The sequence below is a fragment of the Anaeromassilibacillus sp. Marseille-P3371 genome, assembly GCF_900169665.1.
Taxonomy (GTDB): Bacteria; Bacillota; Clostridia; order Oscillospirales; family Acutalibacteraceae; genus Anaeromassilibacillus.
This window is the reverse complement of sequence record NZ_LT835157.1, coordinates 1571887-1596747: the sequence shown is the minus strand read 5'-3', so window position 1 is coordinate 1596747 and position 24861 is coordinate 1571887. Positions and strand designations below refer to the sequence as shown.

Annotated in this window: 25 protein-coding genes; 8 read left to right on the top strand and 17 right to left on the bottom strand. The window is 47.6% G+C overall.

The window, feature by feature from the left end; all coding sequences use genetic code 11:
* Nucleotides 1-238 precede the first annotated feature (238 nt).
* Together B9Y59_RS15675 and asnA are read left to right on the top strand one after the other, a co-directional pair.
* A complete protein-coding gene (locus B9Y59_RS15675; protein WP_153802338.1) occupies nucleotides 239-406 on the top strand; it encodes a hypothetical protein in 168 nt (55 codons plus the stop codon).
* Nucleotides 407-543: 137 nt separating this feature from the next.
* A complete protein-coding gene (gene asnA / locus B9Y59_RS06080) occupies nucleotides 544-1551 on the top strand; it encodes an aspartate--ammonia ligase (RefSeq protein ID WP_442856177.1) in 1008 nt (335 codons plus the stop codon).
* Nucleotides 1552-1723: 172 nt separating this feature from the next.
* Here asnA and glgB read toward each other — a convergent pair whose 3' ends face one another.
* The 5 genes from glgB to B9Y59_RS06055 form a co-directional block, all read right to left on the bottom strand.
* Complete coding sequence (gene glgB, locus B9Y59_RS06075; RefSeq protein WP_085532393.1) at nucleotides 1724-3652, bottom strand: 1,4-alpha-glucan branching protein GlgB; 1929 nt, start codon at nucleotides 3650-3652, stop codon at nucleotides 1724-1726.
* A gap of 197 nt (nucleotides 3653-3849) precedes the next feature.
* Nucleotides 3850-5070 (bottom strand): aspartate kinase, encoded by a 1221-nt coding sequence (locus B9Y59_RS06070; protein WP_054323036.1) that lies wholly within the window; start codon nucleotides 5068-5070, stop codon nucleotides 3850-3852.
* A gap of 127 nt (nucleotides 5071-5197) precedes the next feature.
* On the bottom strand, nucleotides 5198-6094 hold the full coding sequence (thrB, locus tag B9Y59_RS06065) for a homoserine kinase (protein WP_085532391.1): 897 nt from the start codon (nucleotides 6092-6094) through the stop codon (nucleotides 5198-5200).
* A 29-nt stretch (nucleotides 6095-6123) separates the two neighbouring features.
* The gene (locus B9Y59_RS06060; RefSeq protein WP_085532389.1) at nucleotides 6124-7368 is read right to left on the bottom strand and encodes a homoserine dehydrogenase; all 1245 of its coding nucleotides are present in this window, start codon (nucleotides 7366-7368) and stop codon (nucleotides 6124-6126) included.
* 332 nt (nucleotides 7369-7700) lie between these two features.
* On the bottom strand, nucleotides 7701-10073 hold the full coding sequence (locus B9Y59_RS06055; RefSeq protein ID WP_054323037.1) for a PBP1A family penicillin-binding protein: 2373 nt from the start codon (nucleotides 10071-10073) through the stop codon (nucleotides 7701-7703).
* Between the two features lie 108 nt (nucleotides 10074-10181).
* Between B9Y59_RS06055 and B9Y59_RS06050 the strand changes: the two genes are divergently transcribed.
* Complete coding sequence (locus tag B9Y59_RS06050) at nucleotides 10182-10562, top strand: hypothetical protein (protein WP_054323038.1); 381 nt, start codon at nucleotides 10182-10184, stop codon at nucleotides 10560-10562.
* An 82-nt stretch (nucleotides 10563-10644) separates the two neighbouring features.
* Here B9Y59_RS06050 and B9Y59_RS06045 read toward each other — a convergent pair whose 3' ends face one another.
* The 4 genes from B9Y59_RS06045 to B9Y59_RS06030 all read right to left on the bottom strand — a co-directional run bounded on the left by B9Y59_RS06045 (nucleotide 10645) and on the right by B9Y59_RS06030 (nucleotide 12512).
* Nucleotides 10645-10842, bottom strand: a complete 198-nt coding sequence (locus B9Y59_RS06045) for an alpha/beta-type small acid-soluble spore protein (protein WP_054323039.1) — start codon at nucleotides 10840-10842, stop codon at nucleotides 10645-10647.
* A 105-nt stretch (nucleotides 10843-10947) separates the two neighbouring features.
* The gene (locus B9Y59_RS06040) at nucleotides 10948-11490 is read right to left on the bottom strand and encodes a hypothetical protein (protein WP_085532387.1); all 543 of its coding nucleotides are present in this window, start codon (nucleotides 11488-11490) and stop codon (nucleotides 10948-10950) included.
* A 106-nt stretch (nucleotides 11491-11596) separates the two neighbouring features.
* The gene (locus B9Y59_RS06035) at nucleotides 11597-11833 is read right to left on the bottom strand and encodes a hypothetical protein (protein WP_085532385.1); all 237 of its coding nucleotides are present in this window, start codon (nucleotides 11831-11833) and stop codon (nucleotides 11597-11599) included.
* A gap of 16 nt (nucleotides 11834-11849) precedes the next feature.
* Nucleotides 11850-12512 (bottom strand): polysaccharide deacetylase family protein, encoded by a 663-nt coding sequence (locus B9Y59_RS06030; protein WP_158088958.1) that lies wholly within the window; start codon nucleotides 12510-12512, stop codon nucleotides 11850-11852.
* 394 nt (nucleotides 12513-12906) lie between these two features.
* Here B9Y59_RS06030 and B9Y59_RS06020 point away from each other — a divergent pair, with 394 nt between their 5' ends.
* The 4 genes from B9Y59_RS06020 (at nucleotide 12907) to B9Y59_RS06005 (ending at nucleotide 16680) form a co-directional block, all read left to right on the top strand.
* Complete coding sequence (locus B9Y59_RS06020; RefSeq protein WP_085532379.1) at nucleotides 12907-13317, top strand: hypothetical protein; 411 nt, start codon at nucleotides 12907-12909, stop codon at nucleotides 13315-13317.
* A gap of 89 nt (nucleotides 13318-13406) precedes the next feature.
* Nucleotides 13407-14741: a H2O-forming NADH oxidase gene (gene nox / locus B9Y59_RS06015; protein WP_085532377.1), complete on the top strand. Its 1335-nt coding sequence runs from the start codon at nucleotides 13407-13409 to the stop codon at nucleotides 14739-14741.
* 177 nt (nucleotides 14742-14918) lie between these two features.
* Nucleotides 14919-15368: a MarR family winged helix-turn-helix transcriptional regulator gene (locus B9Y59_RS06010; protein WP_054323171.1), complete on the top strand. Its 450-nt coding sequence runs from the start codon at nucleotides 14919-14921 to the stop codon at nucleotides 15366-15368.
* Nucleotides 15355-16680: an MATE family efflux transporter gene (locus tag B9Y59_RS06005; RefSeq protein ID WP_085532375.1), complete on the top strand. Its 1326-nt coding sequence runs from the start codon at nucleotides 15355-15357 to the stop codon at nucleotides 16678-16680. Before B9Y59_RS06010 ends, B9Y59_RS06005 begins: the two co-directional genes overlap by 14 nt.
* On the opposite strand, the gene B9Y59_RS06000 is transcribed toward B9Y59_RS06005, so the two are convergent.
* The gene (locus tag B9Y59_RS06000; RefSeq protein ID WP_158088957.1) at nucleotides 16658-17386 is read right to left on the bottom strand and encodes a M48 family metallopeptidase; all 729 of its coding nucleotides are present in this window, start codon (nucleotides 17384-17386) and stop codon (nucleotides 16658-16660) included. The genes B9Y59_RS06005 and B9Y59_RS06000 overlap by 23 nt on opposite strands.
* 139 nt (nucleotides 17387-17525) lie before the next feature.
* On the opposite strand from B9Y59_RS06000, the gene B9Y59_RS05995 reads away from it, so the two are divergent.
* Nucleotides 17526-18248, top strand: a complete 723-nt coding sequence (locus tag B9Y59_RS05995) for an MBL fold metallo-hydrolase (RefSeq protein WP_085532371.1) — start codon at nucleotides 17526-17528, stop codon at nucleotides 18246-18248.
* A gap of 267 nt (nucleotides 18249-18515) precedes the next feature.
* Here B9Y59_RS05995 and B9Y59_RS05990 read toward each other — a convergent pair whose 3' ends face one another.
* From B9Y59_RS05990 to B9Y59_RS05960, 7 genes are all read right to left on the bottom strand, one after another.
* Nucleotides 18516-19298 carry an alpha/beta hydrolase gene (locus tag B9Y59_RS05990; RefSeq protein WP_085532369.1) on the bottom strand — a complete coding sequence of 261 codons (783 nt, stop codon included), beginning with the start codon at nucleotides 19296-19298 and terminating at the stop codon, nucleotides 18516-18518.
* A gap of 141 nt (nucleotides 19299-19439) precedes the next feature.
* Nucleotides 19440-20282, bottom strand: a complete 843-nt coding sequence (locus tag B9Y59_RS05985; RefSeq protein ID WP_242967265.1) for a sirohydrochlorin cobaltochelatase — start codon at nucleotides 20280-20282, stop codon at nucleotides 19440-19442.
* A complete protein-coding gene (locus B9Y59_RS05980; RefSeq protein WP_085532367.1) occupies nucleotides 20279-20911 on the bottom strand; it encodes a precorrin-8X methylmutase in 633 nt (210 codons plus the stop codon). The genes B9Y59_RS05985 and B9Y59_RS05980 overlap by 4 nt, the downstream gene beginning before the upstream one ends.
* Entirely contained in the window at nucleotides 20904-22430 is a 1527-nt protein-coding gene (locus B9Y59_RS05975) for a cobyric acid synthase (protein WP_085532365.1), read from the bottom strand. Before B9Y59_RS05975 ends, B9Y59_RS05980 begins: the two co-directional genes overlap by 8 nt.
* A gap of 2 nt (nucleotides 22431-22432) precedes the next feature.
* Nucleotides 22433-23494, bottom strand: coding sequence for a threonine-phosphate decarboxylase CobD (gene cobD / locus B9Y59_RS05970; protein WP_085532363.1), 1062 nt, complete (start codon nucleotides 23492-23494; stop codon nucleotides 22433-22435).
* On the bottom strand, nucleotides 23491-24474 hold the full coding sequence (gene cbiB, locus B9Y59_RS05965; protein WP_085532361.1) for an adenosylcobinamide-phosphate synthase CbiB: 984 nt from the start codon (nucleotides 24472-24474) through the stop codon (nucleotides 23491-23493). Before cbiB ends, cobD begins: the two co-directional genes overlap by 4 nt.
* Nucleotides 24471-24854 carry a bifunctional adenosylcobinamide kinase/adenosylcobinamide-phosphate guanylyltransferase gene (locus B9Y59_RS05960; RefSeq protein WP_085532359.1) on the bottom strand — a complete coding sequence of 128 codons (384 nt, stop codon included), beginning with the start codon at nucleotides 24852-24854 and terminating at the stop codon, nucleotides 24471-24473. The genes cbiB and B9Y59_RS05960 overlap by 4 nt, the downstream gene beginning before the upstream one ends.
* Nucleotides 24855-24861 lie beyond the last annotated feature (7 nt).

Sequence of the window (24861 nt, the reverse complement as noted above, 5' to 3'; positions counted from 1 at the left end):
AATCGAATATGCAAGGGATTCTAATACGATTTCGAGGAAATTTATCATTCTTGTTACAAATTCGCCACTTTCTGTATTTCCGTTGCTCAGCTTCGTTCAAATTGCCGAAATCGGCTGTTCTCAGAAATACCCTTTCCATGCTTCTTTTGTATGAAAGAAGGCGGTTTTGTAAAAGATAGGATCAGATGAAGGATTCTTTCCCTATACACACCAATTTCGAGAAAGGAAGGCGCCGCACATGGAGGATCAGCTTTACGACTTTTTAAGGGAGCATCAGGAGGTACAACGTTTCTTTATGTCACTGCCGGGGCCTCTGCAAGACGCTATGACGGGAAGCAGCCCCACTACGCCGCAGACGAAAGCCTATGTATCCTATATAAATCTCCTGTTAGAACCAGAAAAATGAAACTTCTTCCCTTTAGGATTGCAAAAAATCCCATTTTGGTTTATAATAAGGCGTAAATTTTGCACGTTCAGCAGCGGTATCCCTCTTATACTGGTCTTCCGCGCTGTCATTTGAGAAAGGATGAACCAAGCATGGATTTGAGCAACCTGATTTTACCTAAGGATTATACATCAAAGCTCGATATTATAGAGACCGAAGTCGCAATTAAGCTTGCAAAGGATACCTTTGAGCGTGAGCTGGCCGCAGCCCTCTCTCTCACCCGCGTGTCTGCCCCCCTCTTTGTACGCCCGGAAACCGGCTTAAATGACGACTTAAACGGTGTGGAACGCCCTGTCCAATTTGATGTTGCAGACATCCATGCCGATGTTCAAATCGTCCACTCTCTTGCCAAGTGGAAACGGATGGCCCTTGCCCGCTATGGGTTCCGTGCAGACACGGGTCTCTATACGGATATGAATGCGATTCGCCGGGACGAGGAACTCGACAACCTCCACTCTGTCTATGTCGATCAGTGGGATTGGGAGCGCGTCATCACGGCTGAGGAACGCAACATGGAAACATTACAAAACGCTGTTCGATCCATTATGGGTGTCTTACATAAAACGCAGGCGGTTCTTACCGAGCGTTTTCCCATTTTAGATTCCTATATTCCCGAGGAAATCACATTTGTAACCAGCCAGGAGCTGGAAGACCGTTATCCAGATCTGACCCCAAAGCAGCGGGAAGATGCCGCGGCAAGGGAATATGGCGCAGTATTTATCTCCCAAATCGGGGGAGCATTGAAATCCGGCAAGCCACATGATGGCCGCGCGCCGGACTACGACGATTGGTCTCTCAATGGCGACATCATCATTTGGTATCCGGTTTTGAATCGCGCCCTGGAGCTCTCTTCCATGGGGATTCGCGTGGATGCAGAAGCCCTGCGCCATCAGCTTGCCGCAGCAGGCTGTGAAGAACGCGCCCAGTTGCCCTTCCACAGCATGTTATTGGAAGGGCGGTTGCCACTCACCATGGGGGGCGGCATCGGGCAGTCCCGCATATGCATGGCGCTATTGGAAAAGGCACATATCGGCGAAGTACAGGCCTCTGTCTGGCCGGATAGCATGCGGAATGCCTGCGAAGGGTATGCCATTCATTTGCTATAAAAAGTTACGAAGAACTTTACAGATCGATCAAGGGAGGGTGTCCCAAAAGTAATGAAATGACTTCAGGATACCCTCGTTTTTTAGAAATCCAGATATTTTTCCAGACAGAAAAAGGATGCCCCTTTCCTATGAATCGAACGATTCGTAGTTTTGGGGCATCCTCTTTTTGTCCTTATTCCCTTCCCTCAGGTAATTCTTCTGTTGGCTGTTTTTCCTTTTGCGCACTTTGATGTGTTCGGCCAATTGGTTTAACCGGCTGCATCCGAGGTACGGTGGTATCAATCCGTTTGATGATACACGAGGCAAATGGCGCCAGGTTGATGTCCAGATAATATTTTCCGCTCTGGAGCTGTGTGCGCAATTCCCCCTCATTCGTCTTTCCTTTTCCACCAAAATGCAGTTCATCCGTATTCAGCATCTCCGCATATATCCCATAATGGTCCACCATCAGCGGATAATGCATATGCATGCGATTGGAAAAGTTCAAGGCAATGTACAGCTCTTCCTTTGCTAAATCACTCCGCTTGTACGCAAACACACAGCGGCTTGCATCGTTCACATCCAACCATTGAAAGCTCTTTGCATGATATTCCTCTTGATAAAGGGCGCTCTCTTCTAGGTAGAGATGTTGCAATGTCTGGAGATAATTCCAGAATGCGTCATGGGCAGGATAGGTCAACAAATTCCAACCAAGTTCCTTTTGCTCGTCCCATTCCTTAAACTCCGCCAATTCGTTTCCCATAAAATTGAGTTTTTTCCCAGGATGGGTAAACATATAAAGATACAACGTGCGAAGTTGATGGAATTTTTCTTCGTAATTTCCTGCAATTTTATCAATAATCGTCTTTTTTCCATGTACGACCTCGTCATGTGAAAACGGCAACAAAAAAATATCATTGTAAAAATAGCTCATGGAGAAGCTGATTTTTGTGTGTACGCCGGATCGCTGTACCGGAGGAACCGCCAAGTAGTCGAGCGTATCATTCATCCAGCCAAGGTCCCATTTGTAGTCAAACCCCAATCCCCCGTATTCCACCGGCGCCGTGACCTTCAAATAATTGGAGGAATCTTCTGCAATTAACATCACGTTGGGATGACGTTTTTGAATCGCATAATTACAGGTTTTTAAAAACCAAATCCCTGTTTCATTGACTGCGTCATTGGGATTGCCCTTGTGATAAATTAGGTTTGCAACCGCATCATACCGTACTCCGTCAAAGTGGTAATATGTGAGCCAAAAGTCGATTGCTGAACGTAAAAAACTAATCACATGGGGCTTTGAATAATCGAAGAGGACTGTTCCCCACTCGCTGTACCGTTGATCCTCATATTCGCTCTCATAGACGAATCCGCCGTCAAATTGATGCAGCGCATAAAAGTCAGAGACAAAATGAGTAGGGACAAAGTCCATAATGACGCCGATTCCCTGCTCATGGCATTGGTTTACAAAATGCATTAGCTGTTTTGGGGTTCCATACCGGCTGGTAGCGCTAAAATATCCCGTCACTTGATACCCCCAGGACCCGTCAAAAGGATGTTCTGTCAAAGGAAGTAACTCTATGTGGGTATATCCCATCTTTTTGACATAAGGAATCAACAGCTCAGCCAATTCATCATAGCGATAAAAACGTGCATCCTCAGGGGCGTCTTTGACCTTCCAAGAACCGGCATGTACTTCGTAGATATTCAACGGTTTATTGTAGTTCTTATCACGGGTGGTCATCCATCTTCCATCTGTCCAAGGAAAATGATTCAGGTTGTACACATACGAGGCGGTGTTTGGCCGCAACTCACTGTAAAAGGCAAACGGGTCCGCCCGATCATACACCTCCCCCTTCGCCGTAAAGATCCGGTATTTGTACATATCCATTTCCTGAATTCCTTGAACAAAAATGGTCCAAACACCGGAAGGCATCCGCTCCATATCGTAACCGGTCCAACCATTAAACGAACCAATCAACATGACGCGAGAAGCATTCGGCGCATACACCGTAAAGCGCGCGCCATCTTGATCGTATTCATGGCTAAAATGTGCGCCAAAATCCTGATAGCCATCCAGAGATGCCCCTTGGAGATAAGCATCAATCCTTCTGAAATCCATCCAAGACTCCCCTCTCTCTAGAAACGATCTGTTTCTTTTTTATAGCCAGATCAAAAATTCTTATCGTTCATAATATAACATATTTCACAAAAAAAATCTATATCATTACAATTTTATAAGCAAACCATTCTGCTTTATCGATCTAATAAAAAATGGGTCCCCATTCAGGGGACCCAAACAACAACCAGGTTCGATCATTAAGCATCCAATGCACTGCCAAAGAATTTATCGTGAACGGCAGCAACCGCTTTATCGGCGTCCTTGCTATCGATCAAAACAGAGATCTTGATCTCACTGGTGGAGATCATCTTGATATTGATATTGGCTTCATAAAGAGATTCAAACATTTCCGCCGCGATGCCCGGGTGGGTTTCCATCCCTGCGCCAACCGCAGAAACTTTGGCTACATTTTCATCGTAAACTACGCTAGTCGCACCAATCAAATCCACATAAGGATTCAACAAATCAATGGTCGCCTTCAAATTGTCATGGCTGACGGTGAAGCTGATGTCCTTTGTCCCATTTCTTCCGATGGACTGGAGAATAATATCGACATTGATATTCTTCGCTGCCAGTTTTGAGAAAATCTTAAATGCTAGACCAGGACGGTCCGGCACGCCAATGATGGAAACGCGTGCGACATCCTCATCTTTTGCAATTCCGCTGATTACCATTTTTTCCACTTTTGTTGCCTCCTTCACAATGGTGCCCTTCGCTTTGGTCAGGCTGGAAAGTACCTCAAGCTCTATGTTATACTTTTTCGCCATCTCTACAGAACGATTGTTTAAAACCTGCGCCCCCAAAGACGCCAATTCCAACATCTCATCATAAGAGATCACACTCAATTTGCGTGCATTTTTTACTTTGCGTGGGTCGGCCGTGAATACCCCTTCCACATCGGTGTAGATCTGACACAGGTCTGCATTTAAAACCGCTGCGATAGCAACCGCACTGGTATCTGAACCGCCGCGCCCTAATGTGGTCATATCGTCGTAACGGTTTACCCCTTGAAAGCCAGTCACCACCACGATATTTTTCTTGTCAATCTCCTTTTTGATGCGGTCCGGCGTTACACGCTTGATACGTGCCGCACCATAGGCGGAACTGGTGTAAAAGCCAGCCTGCCACCCCAACAGGGAAACCACCGGAAAGCCCAGTTTTTCAATTGCCATCGCCAAGAGGGAAGCAGAAATCTGTTCGCCAGAAGTCAATAGCATATCCATTTCACGTTTTGATGCATTCGGGTTGATTTCATTTGCCTTGGCAATCAGATCGTCCGTGGTATCGCCCTGAGCGGAAACCACTACGACCACATCATTGCCCTCCTTATATGTTTGGGTGACGATGTTGGCCACGTTGAACAGGCGTTCGGCATTTGCAACAGAACTGCCGCCGAATTTTTGAACGATAAGGCTCATTGGTTCATCCTCCATCTCTCAATCAATAAAAATACGCAAAGCGCCGCTTCCGAACCACGATCCTGGAAGCAGAGACCTCGCCTATCAAAACCGGAAAACCGGTCTATCCCACTTTGTCAGCTCATCCTCAGGCAATGGAGATTTGTGCGCCGTTGGAATCCGCCTTCAAAATTCGGATCTGCCAGCCGGCAATGCCCTTCTCTTCTAAATGTCCCGCAGCATACTTGACAAAATTATCTGTATCCGCTACGTCGATCATCGAAATAATCGTTGGGCCGGCGCCACTGACATAAGTACCGAGTGAACCGAGCTCATAGCTCAGGCGGAACACATTGTCCAGGTTGTCGATCAATCCGGAACGGTACGGTTGGTGGATCTTATCCTGTACCGCCACACGCAGGTTTTCCAACTTTCCTGAGAACAAGGATGCGGTCATCAGTGCCGAACGCGACAAGTTATACACTGCATCTGCTCGGGCATATGACTCTGGCAACACGGAACGGGCTTTCTCCGTTTTTAACTCAAACGGGGGGATAAACAGGGCAAAGCGAATCTTTTCTGAAACCGGTACACTAACACTGTAAACACGGCCTGCTTCAATTGCAGAAGCCACCAAACCGCCCTCAATTGCGGGGGTTGTATTGTCCGGATGGCCTTCAATTTCTGCCGCTAAATTAATCAGTTCCGTCGTACTCAAAGGACTGCCCAGCAAACGGTTGGCGCCCAGAATGCCAGCCACAATACAAGCCGAACTGCTGCCCAGCCCACGCGCCATGGGAATATCATTCTGCTGAATCAGTTTTAGCCCCGGTAACTTCCGGCCACATTTCTCGTAGACCTGTTTTGCGGCCCAAAAAATGAGGTTATTTTCATCAGTAGGAATCTTAACATCATCTTTGGAGGAAATATCCAATGTATCGGACTCCTCCATCCAAACCTGGTTATACATGGTCAAAGCGATTCCCAAGGAATCAAAACCAGAACCCAAATTGGCGCTGGTCGCCGGAATCTGTATTCTTATCATGCTCTACTTCTCTCCTATATCTATATCACTCACAGCTCTCCGATACGAATGGTATTTTCAATGGTGACTCCCAATTCAGAAAGCTTTTTTAAATTGGCAACAATCAAACGTTCCGGCATCGCCTCTGTGACAAAGGCGATTTCGCCGGCCGGTGCATTCTTGCGCGTCAAATGGTTAATTTTCCCCAACAGGTGACCGGCGTTGCCAAGGGCAAGCGCCTCGTTATCCGTACTAGCGCGCACATACATGCTCACCTTATCATCCAGATAATCCTCAATATAATCCGGGCTTCCCTCTCCCCAATAGAGATACTTCCTGGCCTTAAAATGTTTGACACAATCGATCACATCGGCTACCACCGCACTGGCGGTCGGCAGCTTACCAGCGCCCTTTCCATAGAACACTACGTCGCCGGTTGAGTCGCCACGAACCATGATTCCATTGAATACATCGTCCACATTGGCCAGCTGGCTCTCACGGGGAATAAACATCGGGCAGACAATGATCTGAAGCTTTCCGCTCTCCATCTGTTTGACACGGCCGATCAGCTTTACTACGCCGCCCCACTGCTCTGCATATTCTACATCGGCCAAAGAGATCTTTGTGATCCCCTCCGTATGAACTTGTTCCGGATAAACATGCCGGCCAAACGCCAGAGAGGCCAGAATACAAATCTTCCGGCAGGCGTCGTCGCCCTCTACGTCGGCTGCAGGATTCCGCTCTGCATACCCCAGCTTCTGTGCTAAGGACAACGCATCCTGGAAATCCATTGACTCGTGAATCATTTTTGTCAAAATAAAATTCGTAGTACCATTTAAGATTCCCGCAATTTCGATCACATCATTTGCCGCCAGGCACTGGCTAATCGGCCGGATAATTGGGATACCTCCACCCACACTGGCTTCGAACAGGAAGTTCACATTTTTTTCCTGTGCCAACTTGAGGATCTCTGCACCCTTGGTCGCCACCAGTTCTTTATTGGATGTTACGACGCTTTTTCCCGCTTCGATGCAACGCATTGTATACTCAAACGCTGGATGCAAGCCCCCCATCACTTCCACCACCACACGGACTTCTGGGTCGTTGACAATGTCGTCAAAGGACTTTGTAAATTTATCCGCAAAAGGGCTGTCAGGAAACTCTCTTAAATCAAGAATATACTTGATACCAATTTCTTCTTTTGCACGCTTTGCGATGTGATCCGTATGCGTTGTGAGAACTTCCACCACGCCCGAACCGACAACCCCATAGCCCATAACCGCTATCTGAACCATTTTCACCAGCACTCCCTATATATATTAGTCACTCCTGTCCTAAGATACCTTCCCGGCATATGGACAGGCTGTTTTCCCTTCGCCCTCGCCAGTTTTGCACAGGGCATGGCTAAAACTTTGCCATATTTAACAATTTGAACGCCCATAAAACAGGATTTCTCCGTTCAGAAGATGAGAAACATGTCTACAGTTTACCATTTTTTAATCGGACATTCAATATCAAAAAGCACAACATTCTTTGCTTTAACAGATTAATTTATGAAACTGTTGTCAAAATCCAAAAAGAAAGGGGACGCGTTTTCGCATCCCCACAATCTGTAAAAAGAATTCGTTCATCCCACCGGGACAATTCCCGGGGGCAGATCCTGTTCTCCAGGTACTACTACAATATTGTCGTCTGGATTCTCCTCCGGTTCCTGTGAGGGAACTTCTGGTTGGGAAGGCGGCGCCTCTGGAACCGATGTGTTCTCACTGGATGCATTGGACTCCATTGGATGTTCACTCGCCTGCTGAGAAGAAGTCGTGGGATCGGACGGCGTTTCCACTTCAGGTGTGGGTCCTTCTTCCCCAGCCGATGAAGTTCCCTCCCCTTCGGTTTCATGTGCCAGATCACATCGATCGGGTAATTCGTCCTTCTTGTACCAGCCTGTGCCTGTCTTTGGACAAGTGGCATTTGCCAGTTTTCCGCTCTGCTGGCAAAATGTCGCGGAAATCACATTTTCGTCATATGTGAACTTCAGCGGCTCTTTATTTTCCAAGTACTGCGCCATAATTTTCTGCCAAATGGAGATGGCATATTTCGTCTCTGCATTGCTCATCGCAGTCGGCGTATCGCGATAACCCGTCCAAATACCTGCAAGCGCATAGGGAGTGCCACCAATAAACCAACTGTCCTTTTGGTCATTGGTCGTACCAGTCTTTCCGAATACCTCCCAGCCGGAAATGGCGGCTCTCCTGCCACTGCCTTCCGAACCAGTAATTACGCGATTGAGCAGATGATGCATCACAGAAGCGGTCGTGGACGAAATCGCTTGTACCTTCTCTTGATTTCGATTGTCCAAAATGACGTTCCCATCGTGATCTTCTACGTAGTAGTACGTGTACGGCTCTGTAAACACACCGCCGTTTGCAAAGATTTGGAATGCTGCGGTCATCTCTCGGACTGTAACGCCTTCGCTCATACCACCCACTGCAATTGGCGCAATATTGTTATCCGCAGGCTGCAAGCTCGTAAAATTGAGTTTGTCCTTTAGGAACGTATAGCCAACTTCCGGCGTAATCTCCTTGCAGATACGGGCCGCAGGCGCATTTCTGGAATTCTCCAGGGCAAATTCCACGGTCATATTCCCCAGATAACGATTATCAAAATTGTTAGGCCCCGGCTTATTCCCATTCCAATTTTCCATTGGGGCATCCTCCACAATCGTGGAATAATTGATTGTCCCCAACTCAATGGCAGGAGCATATACACCAATCGGTTTGATCGTAGAACCAGGCTGTCGCTGCGCGTCGGTCGCAAGATTCAGCGGACGGTTCCTTGTTTTTTCGCGAGCGCCTACCACTGCTAACACGCGCCCATCGTAATCCATAGCGATATATCCAAGATCGATCTTTTGATTTGCCGGCAAGTTATCCGCATTATTTACCACAGACTCCGCCAGACTTTGCATTTCCTGATCCATCGCACAATAAATCTTCAAGCCGTCGTGGTAGATCATATCCTCCGCTTTTGCGCTGGTACAGCTATATAACTCCATCAGATCTTCTTTGACATCCTCGAACATGGTCTCCACGTACCAGTTCCAAATTTCCGTACTGCCCCCGCCGTTCTCTTGTTTTTTTCCGACAAAAGTCATATGACGGGATTCTTCCATCGCCTGATCGTATTCTGCCTTCGTGATTTTTCCCTGGTCATACATTTCCGAAAGCACAGTCTGTTGACGCTTCATATTATTTTCTGGATGCACCAAAGGCGTATAACGGGATGGATTTTGTGTGATTCCTGCAATTGCAGCACATTCCGCAATGTCACAGTCCTGGATGTCCTTCCCAAAATAGAGGTTTGCAGCAGCCTGCACCCCATTGGTGCCGCTGCCAAAATTCACCACATTGAGATACGCTTCCAGGATTTGCTCTCGGCTGTACGCTTTATTCAGGTTTAATGCACGGAAAATCTCCTTGACCTTTCGGGTCAGGCTGACATCCTTATCCCCCGTCACATTTTTGATCAACTGCTGCGTGATGGTGGAGCCGCCATAGCTGCTGCCGTTTGAAAACAGCTGTGTCACTGCTCCAAAGGTTCTGCGCCAGTCCACCCCATTGTGCTCCCAAAAGCGTTTGTCCTCAATGGCAACAATTGCATCTTTCATCGCCTGGGGGATCTGGTCATAATCCACCCAAATACGATTTTCGTTGCTGTAAAGGCTCTGATATTCCACCGGATTTCCATTCTCGTCGTACACATAAATAAAGCTTGTGTAATTGAGCTTGAGTTTGTTGAGGTCGTAACTCATGGTTTCATCCTTCATACTCCAAACGAAGGAAACCAAAAAAGCGCCCACAATCATTCCTGTGATTATGAGAATGGCCAGCAGCGTAAGCAGTGCCTTTGCCAAGATTTTTCCGATCGACCGCGCTGTATCGGATGCACTGTTGTCCTGCACAGGACCGGTATTGCTGAACTTACTGATGTCCGTTTTTCGCATTCCGCGCCTCCTTTCACGCTCTCCACAAGCCCCGCACATGTTCAGAAAGTGCTGGTGACCTGTATATTTTACCGAAATTTCCAAATAATACCCATGAGGTGATGATCTGTGAAAAAACTGATACTTGTGCTGGCCTGCTTGGACATTGTTGTCCTTGCACTCCTCCTGATGGGGTATCCGCAACGGTGGTTCCAAACGGAACCATTGGAGGAATCATCCAGCTCAAATATAATGTATTATACCCCCGAGGCACCGTCAAGTCAAGAAAGCAGCGGCACCTACGCTATGGCGAGCAATGTCGCCGTATATACAGTGCGTGCATACAAAGGTCATATCGGTATCTTTTTGAATGAAAGTGAATCTCCTTTTGAAGAATTGGATGTCGATCTTGACCTTCTTCCGGAAGCCGATCAGATCCTTTTGCGAGAGGGCATTCGCGTGACGGACCGAGACCGTTTGAACCGTTTAATTGAAGATTATGAGAGTTGACGCCGGATCAAACGGCGTTAACTCTTTATATGCAAAAACGCCACACCGTTTGGCGTGGCGTTTTTATAAAATGGGAATGGTTTTATTTCATGTTTTCCTCATAACGCTGAATCATCGTCTTGACCATCTGGCCACCGACGGAACCGGCCTCACGGGAAGTCAAGTCGCCGTTGTAACCCTGCTTCAGGTTCACGCCAACCTCTGCTGCTGCTTCCATCTTAAACTTATCGAGGGCCGCACGTGCTTCCGGAACAACATTCTTGTTATTAGATCTAGACATCATAAAACACTCCTTAAAAAATTTTGTTTTTGAATTTGTTTTGCGTTTGCTTTCCTATTTTGCGTATCCGGTGTCGTTTTATGATTGTCAATTTTTTGTAGCATTTTAAATAACATAACCGCGGGAAGAGTCCACTCCCGCCATTAACAGGACCATACAGACCGCAAGCATCTGACGTGGGCTGACGGTCGAATGGAGTTCTACCGTAATATCGCGGGGTTCTACTACGTCGCCATCCAACGTTGTAATGCTTCGTTGGAGGCTGAGCGCTGCGGCGCCATAATCCAGGCTGGATATGGAAAGCGTATCCTTAGCACACATGCCGCAAGTCACAGCCGCTGCCCCTGCAGCTCGCAACAACGCTGCAGCGCGCTGATTCTGCGGTTCAAAAGCACACAGAAAGCCATCGGGAATAGAGATTGGAGAATCCGAATCAAAACTGTTTTTAAAAAACAGAATGCCGCTGTTTCCCTCTACCTTCGGAATTCGTTCACAATCGCAGACTAAAAAACGAGGTTCATCCTCTCCGATCTTCCGGAGTAAATCCGGATGGACATATCGGACGCCACCGTATCTCGCCAAAGCTGGCAGCAAAGCCCTGACAATGGACTGATCCGTACTTTTTCCACAGAGAAGAATATCGGTCATTCACTTGCACGCTCCAAACCGGCTATAGCCGAACATTCTGAAACCGGGACGACACAAGTGCAGTATGTACCGTTTCTTCAAAGAATATGTAAAAAGGCGAGCAAAATTATGGATTCTCTTTCCTTTTCTCTTCTGATAGAAAGTCCTCTAAATAATCCCTCAGTTGCTGTGCCATGTTGTGGTCCAACTGAATGCTCAGGGGCCGCAGTTCTGTGCCCATCTCCTGTCCTGCTGCATGTACCCACATGGAAAAATACGTCGGATTGGTATTTATATCCATCACTGTACGACTTTCTACCCGAATCGGCCGGCTACATTTACGGATATGGGTAATTCTTGCCATTTTATTTCCTCCGCTCCTATCCTTTATCCATTAGTTCTGTAACGGTCACAAAGGTATATCCCTGCTCGCAAAGAACCTCCAATACTTTTTCCAATGCCGTGGGTGTATTCAGGGCACTACTCTGAAACCGCACAATCGCCCCTGGCCGGACCTGCTGTACAATATGATCACAGATGCGTTCTGGAGAAATGTTTTTCCAGTCGAGCGAGTCGATCTCCCACTGAATGGAAACCATCCCTTCTTCTCGCACTGTGGATAGTAGTTCGGGGCTATAAGCCCCGTATGGAGCACGAAAGAGACGGGGCTGTTTTCCTGTAATCTGCTCCAAAGTCCGGCTGCTGGCTTGTAGTTCTTCCTTTTGTTTCCCGTGCGAAAGCTGATCCATGCGGACATGTGTCATCGAGTGGGTCCCCAGTTCACATCCCGCCATGGTAATCCGAAGCACCGATTCATCATGGGTTTCTGCCCAGTGTCCCACAACAAAAAAAGTTGCGGTCGCTTGATACTTTTTTAAGATATTCAGCAATTCATCGGTCTGTACGTCCGTCCATTCTACGTCAAATGTAAGGGCAATCTGTTTTTCTTTTGTATCTACACGGCAGACCGGTTCCTGGAATCGCGGCGTATCTGCCAGTGTCGAAAGAACAACTGGCGGCACAATCCAAAACAAGACAGCCAAAACAGCAGCTGCTATACAAAATAGAGAAAGCAACCGTTTGTGTAAAAAACCAATGAATCGCATTTCTGGACTTTAAGAACGGATTCTCTCACCGAAATGGCGTGGGAGTTTGTCCTTTTTTCTGGAAGAAACGTTCCATCCCCAATGCCGCCCGGCGTACGAATATTCTCCGTTCCTGTTCCTTTTTAGACACCGGTTTTTCCATTCTGTCCTTCATCATCCATGCCACCCCTTCAATTGCTTTCAGCACACCGCAGGGCCAAATTGGATTGGTTCTGCATATGCCTGAACAATAGATATGCAAGGGGAACGTGGGAATATGCTGCCGCTTCTCTGTACGCCGCATAAGATGGAAAGACCTCTCTTATTTTATCAAAAATGGAGGTGAAACGCGATGCCTGAAAACAAAACAGGCGCTTTTTCCAAAGAACTCTGCCAGCAGCTGGGCATTTTATCAAAGTCTCAATGGTATATCATTGTTACAGTCTGTGCAATCCTGTTGTCCTATTATTCAGTCGGAATTATTAAGCAAAAATTGGTGTGTACGGCAACCGATCCAGAGCTCTGCCAGTGTCTACCAAAAGTGATGCCGATCCAAGCGCTCTCCAACATTATGATCCTTTTAGCGCTCTTCTTTTATGTAGGACTCTCTGGAGAAAGCCTGCGACAGGCCAAACGGCAGTGCAATCCTAGACAAGTACACAACAGTTCCCTTAACCATACCGCCAATCTTCTGGTTCTAATTGCGGGGATGATCCGCTTTGGACTTCTGGTCACACAGGACGACACGGAGCTTTCCCTATAAGCAGAGGATTTTCCTGTAAAATTCGCACATACTACAGTGTGATTCTTCCCTGTATTTCAGGGGACAAACAGGAAAGTAGGGATACTGTTATGAGTAAAATCGTTGTGATCGGGGCCAATCATGCTGGAACAGCCGCAGTCAATACTATTTTGGATACAGCGCCCGACCAACACCAAGTGGTTGTATTTGACGCTAATTCCAACATCAGTTTTCTGGGCTGCGGAATGGCCCTTTGGATTGGAGGCCAAATTTCCGGCCCAGAAGGACTATTTTATTCCTCACAAAAGCTTTTGCAGCAAAAGGGTGCTATGGTTCACATGTTGACGACTGTAACAAAGATCGATTTTGACCGCAAGATCGTCTATGCAGAGGGCGGCGACCATACACGGTATGAGGAACCATATGAAAAACTCATTTTAGCAACCGGTTCCCAACCCATCGTTCCGGACATTCCAGGAAAAGACCTCGAAAATGTACAGCTGGTCAAACGCTATCAAGACGCGGAAGAGGTCATCCAAAAACTTCACTCCAACTGCGTTCAAAAAGTGGCTGTTATTGGAGCTGGGTACATCGGCGTAGAATTGGCAGAGGCTTTTAAACGCAACGGAAAAGAGGTTGTCTTAATCGACTGTGCCCCCACCTGTCTATCGGGTTACTATGATCGTGATTTTACAGATCATATGTCGGATGTACTCGAAAAAAATGGAGTCCAGCTGGCCTTTGGTGAGCGTGTCACCAAAATTGCCGGAAAAAGCAGGGTCGAAAAAATCATTACAGATAAAAAGGAATATGCGGCCGATATGGCGGTTCTTGCGGTTGGATTCCAGCCAAATGCAAAACTTGGTGAAGAACACTTAGAACGCTTTCGCAACGGCGCCTATCGGGTCAACCGGCAACAGCGTACAAACCTTCCGGATGTTTACGCCATCGGTGATTGTGCAACTGTCTTCGATAATGCGATTGGAGAGGTCAATTATATAGCGCTCGCCAGCAATGCCGTACGCTCAGGTATTGTCGCTGCTATGAACGCATGCGGCGGTCACATGGAGACAGAAGGTGTCCAAGGCTCCAATGGCATCAGCATATGGGGATATAATATGGTCTCTACTGGTCTTACGCTCGAAAAAGCCCGGCGATATGGAATGGATGTCTGTTCCGCTGATTTTGAAGATTATCAGAAACCCCAGTTTATGAAGCATAATGAATCCGTTAAAATTCGGATCGTTTACCGCCGGGATAATCGGGTAATCGTTGGCGCTCAGATGGCTTCTCGCTACGACATGTCCATGGGAATCCACCTGTTCTCCTTGGCAATTCAGGAGCGGGTAACCATTGACCGGCTCAAACTGCTGGATCTTTTCTTTTTGCCACACTTTAACCAACCTTATAATTATATTACAATGGCTGCTTTGGGAGCCGAATGAAAGAACAGAAAAGGCGACGGGGTTTTCTTCTCTTTTTGAGAGATACCCCGATCGCCTTTTCCATTCTTCGATTGTTTAAAGGTAGAATTCACGCAAGTCACACTTGACGGGACGATATTTCAATGGTAAAATTAGTCTGTTAACAGACTAATTTAGAGAGGAAGAATCTTATTGGAAATGATCGAACAATTAAAGCGATACCATGCCCTTTATAACGCCCTTTGGCGGGAAACAAACGCAATCTATGAGGAATGGGCAAAACAGCGTGGCTGGTCTTACTGCGAATTGCTTGTGATTTTATCCTTAGTTGAAAATCAGGATACATGTAAGCAAAAAGATATTTGCCAGCTCTGGCAACTCCCAAAACAAACTGTCAATACCATTCTTAAAAAATTTCTTGTACATAGATGGGTCGAACTGGCCCCCTGCAAAGAAGATCATCGGAATAAGGTGATTCATTTGACCATAACGGGCAAGGAAACTTTTGAAGCGGTTGCCAGTGCACTACAGCACTGTGAAGAAATTGTCTGGGAACGACTTGGTAAAGATCGGGCCGATACCCTGATCGAAAATACCAAGCGCTATAATCAATTCTTCCGGGAGGCAGGAATTGATGAGAATACATAAGGACTTTTTTCACTATGTCATTCCTTCCATGTTGGCGTTTGCTCTATCCGGGATCTACGCCATTGCGGATGGTTTCTTTGTAGGAAACGCCCTGGGAGATAATGCCCTCGCCGCAATCAATGTGGCCTATCCTTTGACCGCTTTTTTACAGGCGGTTGGAACCGGAATTGGCATGGGCGGTGCTATCCGTTACGCAATCAGTAAAGGAAACCAAAACGATCACCTTGGACAACAGTATTTTGGAATGTCTCTCCTTCTTTTGATGTTTTCTGGTATTCTTTTGACCGGTCTGTTTCTATGGGGAGCGCCGTCCATCCTGCATCTTTTTGGCGCTTCCGGAAAAATTCAACTGTTGGGAGAAGAATATTTGCTCTATATCAGCTATGGAGCTCTTTTCCAAGTGTTGGGTACCGGCCTGGTTCCCTTCATTCGAAACATGGGCGGCTCTGTCATCGCTATGGTTGCTATGGTCACTGGATTCTTAACAAATATTGTCCTTGATTATTGGTTTGTTTGGGTTTTACCTTGGGGAATGATGGGCGCGGCCATCGCAACCGTAATTGGTCAGGCGATGACCTTTCTGGTATGTGTTGCTTTCTTTGCCGCTAAAAAGCAAAAACCGTCCTTTGCATTTCAAGCGAAGAGGGGGTTTTTCATAAAGCATATTTTAGGGGTTGCCCTGTCCCCCTTTGGCTTGACCTTTTCTCCGAATATCACATTGATTCTCGTGAACAAAAGCGCAGCGTTGTTTGGCGGTACAATGGCGGTAACCTGCTATGCATCCATCAGTTATGTTTCCTCTGTGGTAATACTGTTGCTACAGGGAATCAGCGATGGCAGCCAACCGCTGGTCAGTCTCGCCTATGGAGAAGGGAATATTCCACGTGCAAAGGCAATTCGCAACTTCGCTTATCAGTTTTCGGTTCTAATATCGGCAATTTGTGTGGCTGTCTTATTTGCTGTACGAGGACATGCAGCAGAATTGTTCGGGGCCTCTCCGCAAGTCACACAAGAGGTTGCAAAAATTCTGCCGATTTTCCTTTGTGGCTATTTATTTATCAGCATTTCCAGAGTCACAACTGCCTTTTTCTATGCCATCAGCGAAAACCTACAGGCATATCTGCTCATTTATGGAGAACCTCTCCTCTTATTGCTTCTGTTGCTGATCCTCCCACAAACCATCGGAATCCTAGGAACTTGGCTTGTCATCCCCATTTCTCAGATTGCCCTATCCCTCCTAGGCCTTTTTATGGTTTGGAAGGATCACCAAATGGCGCAGGTCACACCCGTTATGGAATCTCATAACAATTGATTTTCTGTTCTCGCAAAAGTTGTTTTCGCTCTCGATGGGTTGGCATGACGTCGTCCAGCACTTTGTAAAATTTCCACGAGTGGTTGGGTTGGACCAGATGAGCCAATTCATGTGCAATCACATATTCGACACAAGCTGCAGGCGCTTGCGCCAAATATAGATTCAAGGTAATGGCACATTTTTGTGGGGAGCAGCTTCCCCAGCGGGTTTTCATTTTACGAATTCGAAATGACGGCAAAGGAATCCGATATGCTTTAAAAAGTGGAAATACCCGTTTGATCATCCTTTCAAACATGTCATAACATAGAGAATGGTACCAAGTATCAAACAGCTTCTTTCGCTTTGTTTCATCTGCAGGATCCCTGAGTTGAAGGACAACATTTTGTTCCTGAATGGAAACTTGTTCTCGGTCGGACATTTCCACACAGAGATGATAGATGTGTCCTAAAAAGCAAACGGGTTCTCCTGTAACATAGATACGGGGCATTTGTGTTTCCTTCTGACATGCAATATAGGCCGCCTTTGCCCGAACAATCCAGGCAGCTTTCTTTTGAATGATGTGATCTACTTCCTCTGCTTTTACACTGCGGTTTGCAGAGACATGTACGATTCCTCCTGCGGTGATTCGAATATTCACATTTTTTACTTTCTTATAATGCAATTGATATGGTACGGATTCTCCGTTCCATAGGACAGTTCGCTCCATTTTACAATATCTCATCCTTTTATTGACAGTTCTTTTTGAAGCTATTATAATCAAACGCACTCGCAGATGCAATCAAAGCGGAACATTCGTAGGAAATGCATACAGAATATATTTGAGAAAAGAATAGGAGAGATTGTCCATGCAGCCCATTTCCATTCGGTATCTTTACAACAGCGGTTTTGCGGTGGAAACCGCCTCACATTTTTTGATCTTTGATTATTATTTGGACACGCCGCATGGTGGCAGTCCCGAACAAGGAGTAATTGATCCCTCCATGCTGCAAAAGCGCAATGTGGTTGTTTTTGTATCCCACAGCCATGCGGATCATTATAATCCCGTCATTTTTGAGTGGCGTAAGGGTCATTCGAACATTCGCTACATTCTTGCGGAGGAAATACCAACAAAAGAGGAGGTTCTCTCGGTTTCCCCCTCTCGGACATATGATTTGGGTGATCTTCAGGTCCGCACGTTGGATTCTACCGATCTGGGGGTCGCGTTTCTCATAAAAACAGATGGACTCTGTCTTTATCACGCAGGCGATCTCAACTGGTGGCATTGGAACGATGAACCGGAACAGGCCAATCAAGATATGGCCCGCCGTTACCAAGAACAGATTGATTCTTTGCAGGGAGAATCCATAGACTGCGCTTTTATCCCTGTGGACCCACGCCAAGAAGAGAATTCGCTTTTGGGATTGGAATACTTTATGAAAAAAGTAGGCGCTCGTTGGATTGTCCCCATGCACTTCGGTTCACAGTATACCATTTTTGACCGAATGGATCACGATCCCCGCACGTTTCCCTATCGCAACCGAGTTTTGCATATTTCCCACCGTGGACAGCTTTTACAAATTTCTGAATAAACCGTCCAATATAAAGAGGGTGTCCCAAAAGTCATAAAATGACGGAAGGGATACCCTTGTTTTTTCGAAACTCAAATACTTTTCCAAATAGAAAGAGGATGCTCCTTTCCTATGAATCGAAAAATTCGTAGTTTTAGGACATCCTCTTCCTCATTTTTACAGTTTCGGTGTCAATTCCATTTTCCCTATGGCGCACCGTCACAAACGGGTGAATAAATCCTCCCGTCTGTGTTCTCTAAGGATTCCACACGAAGTGGCCTTTTTCTATCACAGGTTAAAATGGCGAATCGCACGTTGTAGCGATCGATCAAAAAAGAAAAAGTCATGCCCTCCCTGCCACTCTTCATATTGGAAGGCAAAACCGAACGATTCGATTTGCTCCTGAAATTGGATGTGGGAGGAACGGAACGCATCATAACTGCCACAAGTCATATAGATTGCTGGTTTGACAGTGGCCTTTTGTAAGCCTCTCGCCAATTCCAAAAGATCATACTCCGGCTTCCATTCCAAGTCCTCTCCAAAAATGGAAAGAAAATCGTGGAATAGCTGTTCGCCATAGTGGTCGACAAACGATTTTGTCTTTCCATTCTTCCGCAGTTCTTCCAGCCCCTCTTTGATATCCAAACAAGCGGAAGAAAATGCACCGCACATTCCATACTGTTCTGGGCGGGACAATGCACATTTTAAAGCGCCATAGCCGCCCATTGAAGCCCCTAGAACCGCCGTATCCTCTCGCCGGGCAGAAATCTGAAAAACCTGTTTGCAGAGCACCGGCAATTCTTCTGTCACATATGTAAAATAGCGCGAGCCATACCGCATATCGGTATAAAAACTCCGTACTGCATCGGGAAGGATATAAATCGTATGCCCTTCTCGTGCATAGACCGGAAGCATCGAATTGTCCACCCAGGTCGCACTATCTCCACACAGTCCATGCAAAAGATAGGCCACTCGATATGGTCCATTCTGTTTCAAATCACTGGGGGTTACAATCGTAATTCCTGTATCCTTTTCCAGAGTTTTGGAAAAAACCGTTCCCCGTAAAATCAATGGAACTCACTCCTTCATGAACTCTCACCAAAGAAGGGAGAAAAATGTTTTCATTTGAAAATGTATTTCAGGTATAAAAGCGGCCCAGCGGTAGAAAAAGACGCGGTCCATCCTAGCGAAATGTCCAGCTTATGGCTCTCTTTAAATGAGACGTTCCGCTGCACGCTGTGCATGTGCTGCATAAACAGCACGAATTCCAGGATACTCACCCAAACCTTTTAAAACCGTCTGTACAGGGTATCCCCGCTCCTCAAATGCAGCCTTCCAGGAATTTTTATCCCCCGCCATGTCGTTCCGGGCATGATCGCCCGCTACTACCATCAGCGGTGCAAGAATTATTTTCTTAGGCTGAATGGACTCTACTCGCCGGAGTACCGATAGAATACTTGGATAAGTATCCACCGTACCTACAAAAATATTGTGTGCACCATGGTCCTTAAAGACATAATCCAACGCCGCATAGGCAGTATTGGCACTGTGCTTGGTTCCATGTCCCATCAAAACCAACACTTCTTCGGGGGAAAGCGTGGTAAACTCCGTTTCAATGGCATCAGCGACTGCCTCAAAGTCTTCCTGCGCAGTCAAAAGGGGGGCGCCACAGACAATCTGGTCAAACCAATGCGCATATTTTTCCGTTTCACGTACCATGGCCTCTTGTTCTTCGCCATTAACCACATAGGTAGACTGACACACTACGCGAGAAACCCCTTCCTCTCGAAGCTGCCCCAATGCTTGCCAGACATTCTGCATCGGTTCCCCTGCCGCTGCCAGTTTTCGCAAAATTGTTGGACTTGTAAGAGCGCGTTTTACGTCCCATCCGGGAAATGTTTCCCGCATCGTCTGTTCAATCGCACCGATGGTCTTCTCACGGGTTTCTGCATAAATAGTACCAAAGCTTACTGCCAAAATCGCATTTCTGCTCATGGTATCGCTCCTTTCAACGGTTGCTGCATCGATTGTTGTGACTGTATTGAAAACGCTCATAAGCTTCGCCCCTCCGCCAAATAAAGCATAGCGTTACAAATTGCAGCAGCTACATTGCTGCCGCCCTTTCGGCCGTGCGCTACAATATGGGGAATATCACTGTGCAAAAACAACTCTTTTGCCTCTACCACATTGACAAATCCAACCGGAACGCCGATCACCAACTCTGGATGAAGAATTCCTTCGCCGATCAATTCATACAAACGAACCAAAGCTGTAGGCGCATTGCCAATAGCAAACAACAGCGGCCTATCCAAAGCAGCTGCACGCTCCATACTGACAAAGGCCCGGGTCACTCCTCGCGCTTTAGCCTCACGCGCGACAAGTTCATCCGACATAAAACAAATAGCCTCCCCGCCAAAAGGAGCGAGGCTTTTTTTATGAATGCCGGAACGAACCATTTCTGTATCGGTCACAATATAGGCGCCTTTCTGTAAAGCTTCGACGCCCTTTTGTACCGCATCCGGCGAAAAACACAGATTATCTACATAGTCGAAGTCCGCTGTAGTATGGATCACTCGTTTGATGACCGGGGCTTGCTCTGGATCAAGGCGCCGTGTACCCAGCTCCTTCTCTATGATCGAAAAACTGCGCTTTTCGATTTCTTCTGGTAAAACCGTCTCAAACATCTGCTCGCCCTCCTTCCGACAGACCCTGTTCCAAAATAGAGTAGATTCGATTCATATCCAAATGTTCTCGCAGTGCATCCGCTAGGAGGTTATACTGTTGCTCTTTAAAAGCATGTAGATCGATTGATTGCAAAATATCCCCCTTGATTCCCTTTCGGCGGAGCAGAATCCGTATCAAGGCGCTGGCCGGCTCTGCATCAAAAAAGCCGTGCGCATATGTACCGTAAATATTGCCGAATACCGCACCGTCCTCTTTCTCCATGCCATTTAACTCGGTAAGAACCGCAAAAGGGGAAATACCATCCCGGCGGATGGTGCGCCCCATATGAATCTCATATCCGATAAATGGTACCCCCGCTAGCTCTCTCAAAGCGCCTTCCACGGGTTGAACCATCCCCCGAACACGAGTCCGCACCTTTTCTGTAGCATATACAGTATCCACCGGCAACAGCCCCATGCCTTCCATGGCGCCACCGCCCTCCACCCCTTCTGGGTCACGTATGGTCATCCCAAGCATCTGATAGCCCCCACAGATTCCCAACACAGGGCCACCCTCCGCGGCATATCGCTGGATGCACGCCTCCAAGCCATTGTCTCGCATCCAAGCAAGATCGCCCATTACATTCTTTGTTCCGGGCAACAACACCAGATCGGGCTTTCCAAACTGCTCCGGCCGCCCCACATACCGCAAGGTGACGCCGGGAACCCGTGCCAGCGGCTGAAAATCGGTAAAATTGGAAACTTTGGGCCAACGGATGACTGCCAAATCCAACAATCCTTCGCGCGGCGTACGGGATAAGGATTCCGACAGGCTATCCTCATCATCCAGTTCAACAGAGAGGTAGGGAACCACCCCTACAAATGGCACATGAGTTTTTTCCTCCAGCATCCGGAGACCAGGTTTTAATAATTCTACATCGCCGCGGAACTTATTGATAATCATTCCCTTGACCATTGCGCGCTCCGATTCTTCCAGCAGTGCCATCGTTCCATATAAAGAAGCAAAAACGCCGCCGCGGTCAATATCCCCTGCCAAAAGGACGGGGGCATGCGCCAGTTTTGCCATCCCCATGTTGACAATGTCCTCCTGTTTGAGGTTGATCTCCGCAGGGCTTCCCGCCCCTTCCAATACGATAATATCGTTCTCTTTTTCCAGAGAATGGTAGGCATCCAGGATGGGCCGAACCAACTGCCTTTTGTATTGGTAATAGACCGATGCATCCATATTGCCAATGGGTACGCCGTTGACAATCACCTGGGAGCCCGTATCATTCGTGGGCTTGAGTAGAATGGGATTCATCCGCACGCTTGGTTCTGTGCCGGCCGCTTCCGCCTGCATCACCTGCGCCCGTCCCATCTCCAATCCCTCGGTTGTAATATAGGAATTGAGCGCCATATTCTGTGATTTAAAAGGTGCTACCCGGTAGCCGTCCTGCCGGAAAATCCGACATAGCCCCGCCACTAAAAAGCTCTTTCCCGCATTGGACATGGTCCCCTGTATCATAATCGCTTTTGCCATCTCTATTCCTCCAAAGCACCTGTCAGTGCGGTAAGCAGCCGCCCATTTTCCTCACGGCTGCGCACTGCAATTCGATAAAAACGGTTGTCCAGCCCCCGATAATTGCCGCAGGGACGGAGAAGTACTCCCCGCCTCTCCAAACGCTGCTGTAACGGCAATTCTCCTTTCGTGCGAAAGAGCAGATAATTGGCCTCCCCTGGAAACACCTGCAATCCTCGTGCGGCAAGCTGTTGGGAAAGCCATTGTCGTTCCCTGCAGATCACAGAACGCGTCCGTTCCAAATATCCTGTTTCCTGCAAGGCTGCGATCCCTGCCGCCTGCGCCGGAATGGATACGCCCCAAGGTTGTCCACTGGAAAAAAGCTGCTCTGCCAGCTGGCTGTCACCGCACAAACAATATCCCAAGCGCAATCCGGGCATAGCGAAACTCTTTGTAAACGCTTTGAGCAAAATCAGAGTTCCCCCTTCTCGAACGGCTCCTTTGAGAGTATGCTGTTCTGGGTATTCCAAAAAGTCATTGAAGCATTCATCTACAACCAAAAGAATTCCCAATTCATCACAGCGCCTCCAAATGGAATCCAGCAATCTTTGGGGGATCGTACGTCCTGTTGGATTGTTGGGATTACAGAGAAACAGTAGATCGATGTCAGGCGTCAAACTCTGCAAAAACGTATTGTTTAAAACAAATTGCTCTTCTTCTTGCAACGGAAAAAACGCTATGGAACAATTTCCCGCGCGGAGAGCTTGCTCATATTCTGCAAATGTAGGCGCCAAAAGTAGCGCCTTTTGCGGATTAAAAGCTGTCACAATTCGAAAAATGAGATCTGCGGCCCCATTCCCACAGACGATCTGTCCTTCAGGAATCCCTTCATACTGGGAAAGCGCCTTACGCAAGTCCCTGCAAAGAGGATCTGGATAATGCGTACACTGCTGCATCGCATCCATCGCCGCCCGAACGGCCTTCGGCGGCATTCCCAAAGGGTTGATGTTTGCAGAAAAGTCAAGCGGTTCTTCTCCCACTTTCTGGCGGACGGAGTAGATGTCCCCGCCGTGTACGATATTCATATCCAACCTCCCAGCCCGCCGAGTCCTATGCGGATTCCCATACCGATTGCCAAGGCCAAAACGGATGAGGCATAAAGCATCCGATTTGCCCGCCGAATGTCCTCCGGGCAAATCGGACGCAACCGATCACCAATGGCCGGTTTTTTATACAGTTTTCCAAAATAATAGGCATCGCCAGCCAGTTCCACGCGCAGCGCTCCGGCACAAGCCGCCTCTGTATGGGCACTATTCGGGCTGGCGTGCTTGCGGCAATCTCTTTTATAAATGCGGACCGCATTTCGTACATCCAGGCCGAGAAAAAAGGTGGACACAATCATCAGCCAGGCCGATAAACGCGCGGGAATCCAATTAAGCACATCATCCAACTTGGCCGCTGCCCATCCAAAATAGAGATACGTGTCGTTTTTATATCCAACCATAGAATCCATGGTATTGACCGCTTTATAAAACAATCCCAGCGGCGCGCCCCCCAAGGCCAAACACAAAAGAGGAGCAATCTCGCCATCCGATGTGTTTTCCGCCACTGTCTCAACCGCTGCTTTTGTCACCCCTTCCTCTGTTAGCGCCTGTGTATCCCTCCCTACAATCATCGAAACGGCACGTCGTGCTCCCGCTAAGTCGTGGGCACACAAACGGTCATAGACCTTGCCGCTTTCTACCCGAAGCGCCTTTGCCGCCAGCATCTGATAGCACAAGAGCGTTTCCAGCGCAAGCCAGAGGCCAGGATGCAACAGATAGGCCCCCCATAAGAGCAAACAGCCCACTCCACAGGATATAAGAGGTACTCCAACCGCCAAAAATATTCCCGCTATTCGTTCTCCCTGCGGCGTTTTGGGAAAGACCGTCCGTAGAAACTTTTCCAAATGGGTTATGAGCCACCCAATCGCACGTACAGGATGCGGCATCCAATGTGGATCTCCAAAACAGAGATCCAACAGGAACCCCAAAGGCAGAGGCAACAAAAACAACACCTCAGTCATGTCTCCACCTCCCGCTTGATACAGGTAGCAGTTCCGCAAAAGACGCGGTCCACACGTACGGCGCGTTCCGCCAGCCAGCAGCAAATTCGCCCTGTCTCTTCCCGCCAAGACCGCTCAAAAGCATCCATTGGAACTACTCCGCACCCGATCTCATCACAGAGGACAATCAATTCCGAATGGTCGCGCAAAAGAGCCTCGATCTCTGCCTGCGGGGAGATTCCTTTTTCCAGTAGATCCCGGACAAGCTGATGTAAGGAATTGAGGATGGGAAGATGGCGCGCCTCATCCAAGGAAACAGCTACATCGGATTCTGTATAACCGGTCTGCTGTAAAATCCACCGCAGTTTCCCCTGATGAGCTCCGCCAATGATTAATCGCATGCCGTTC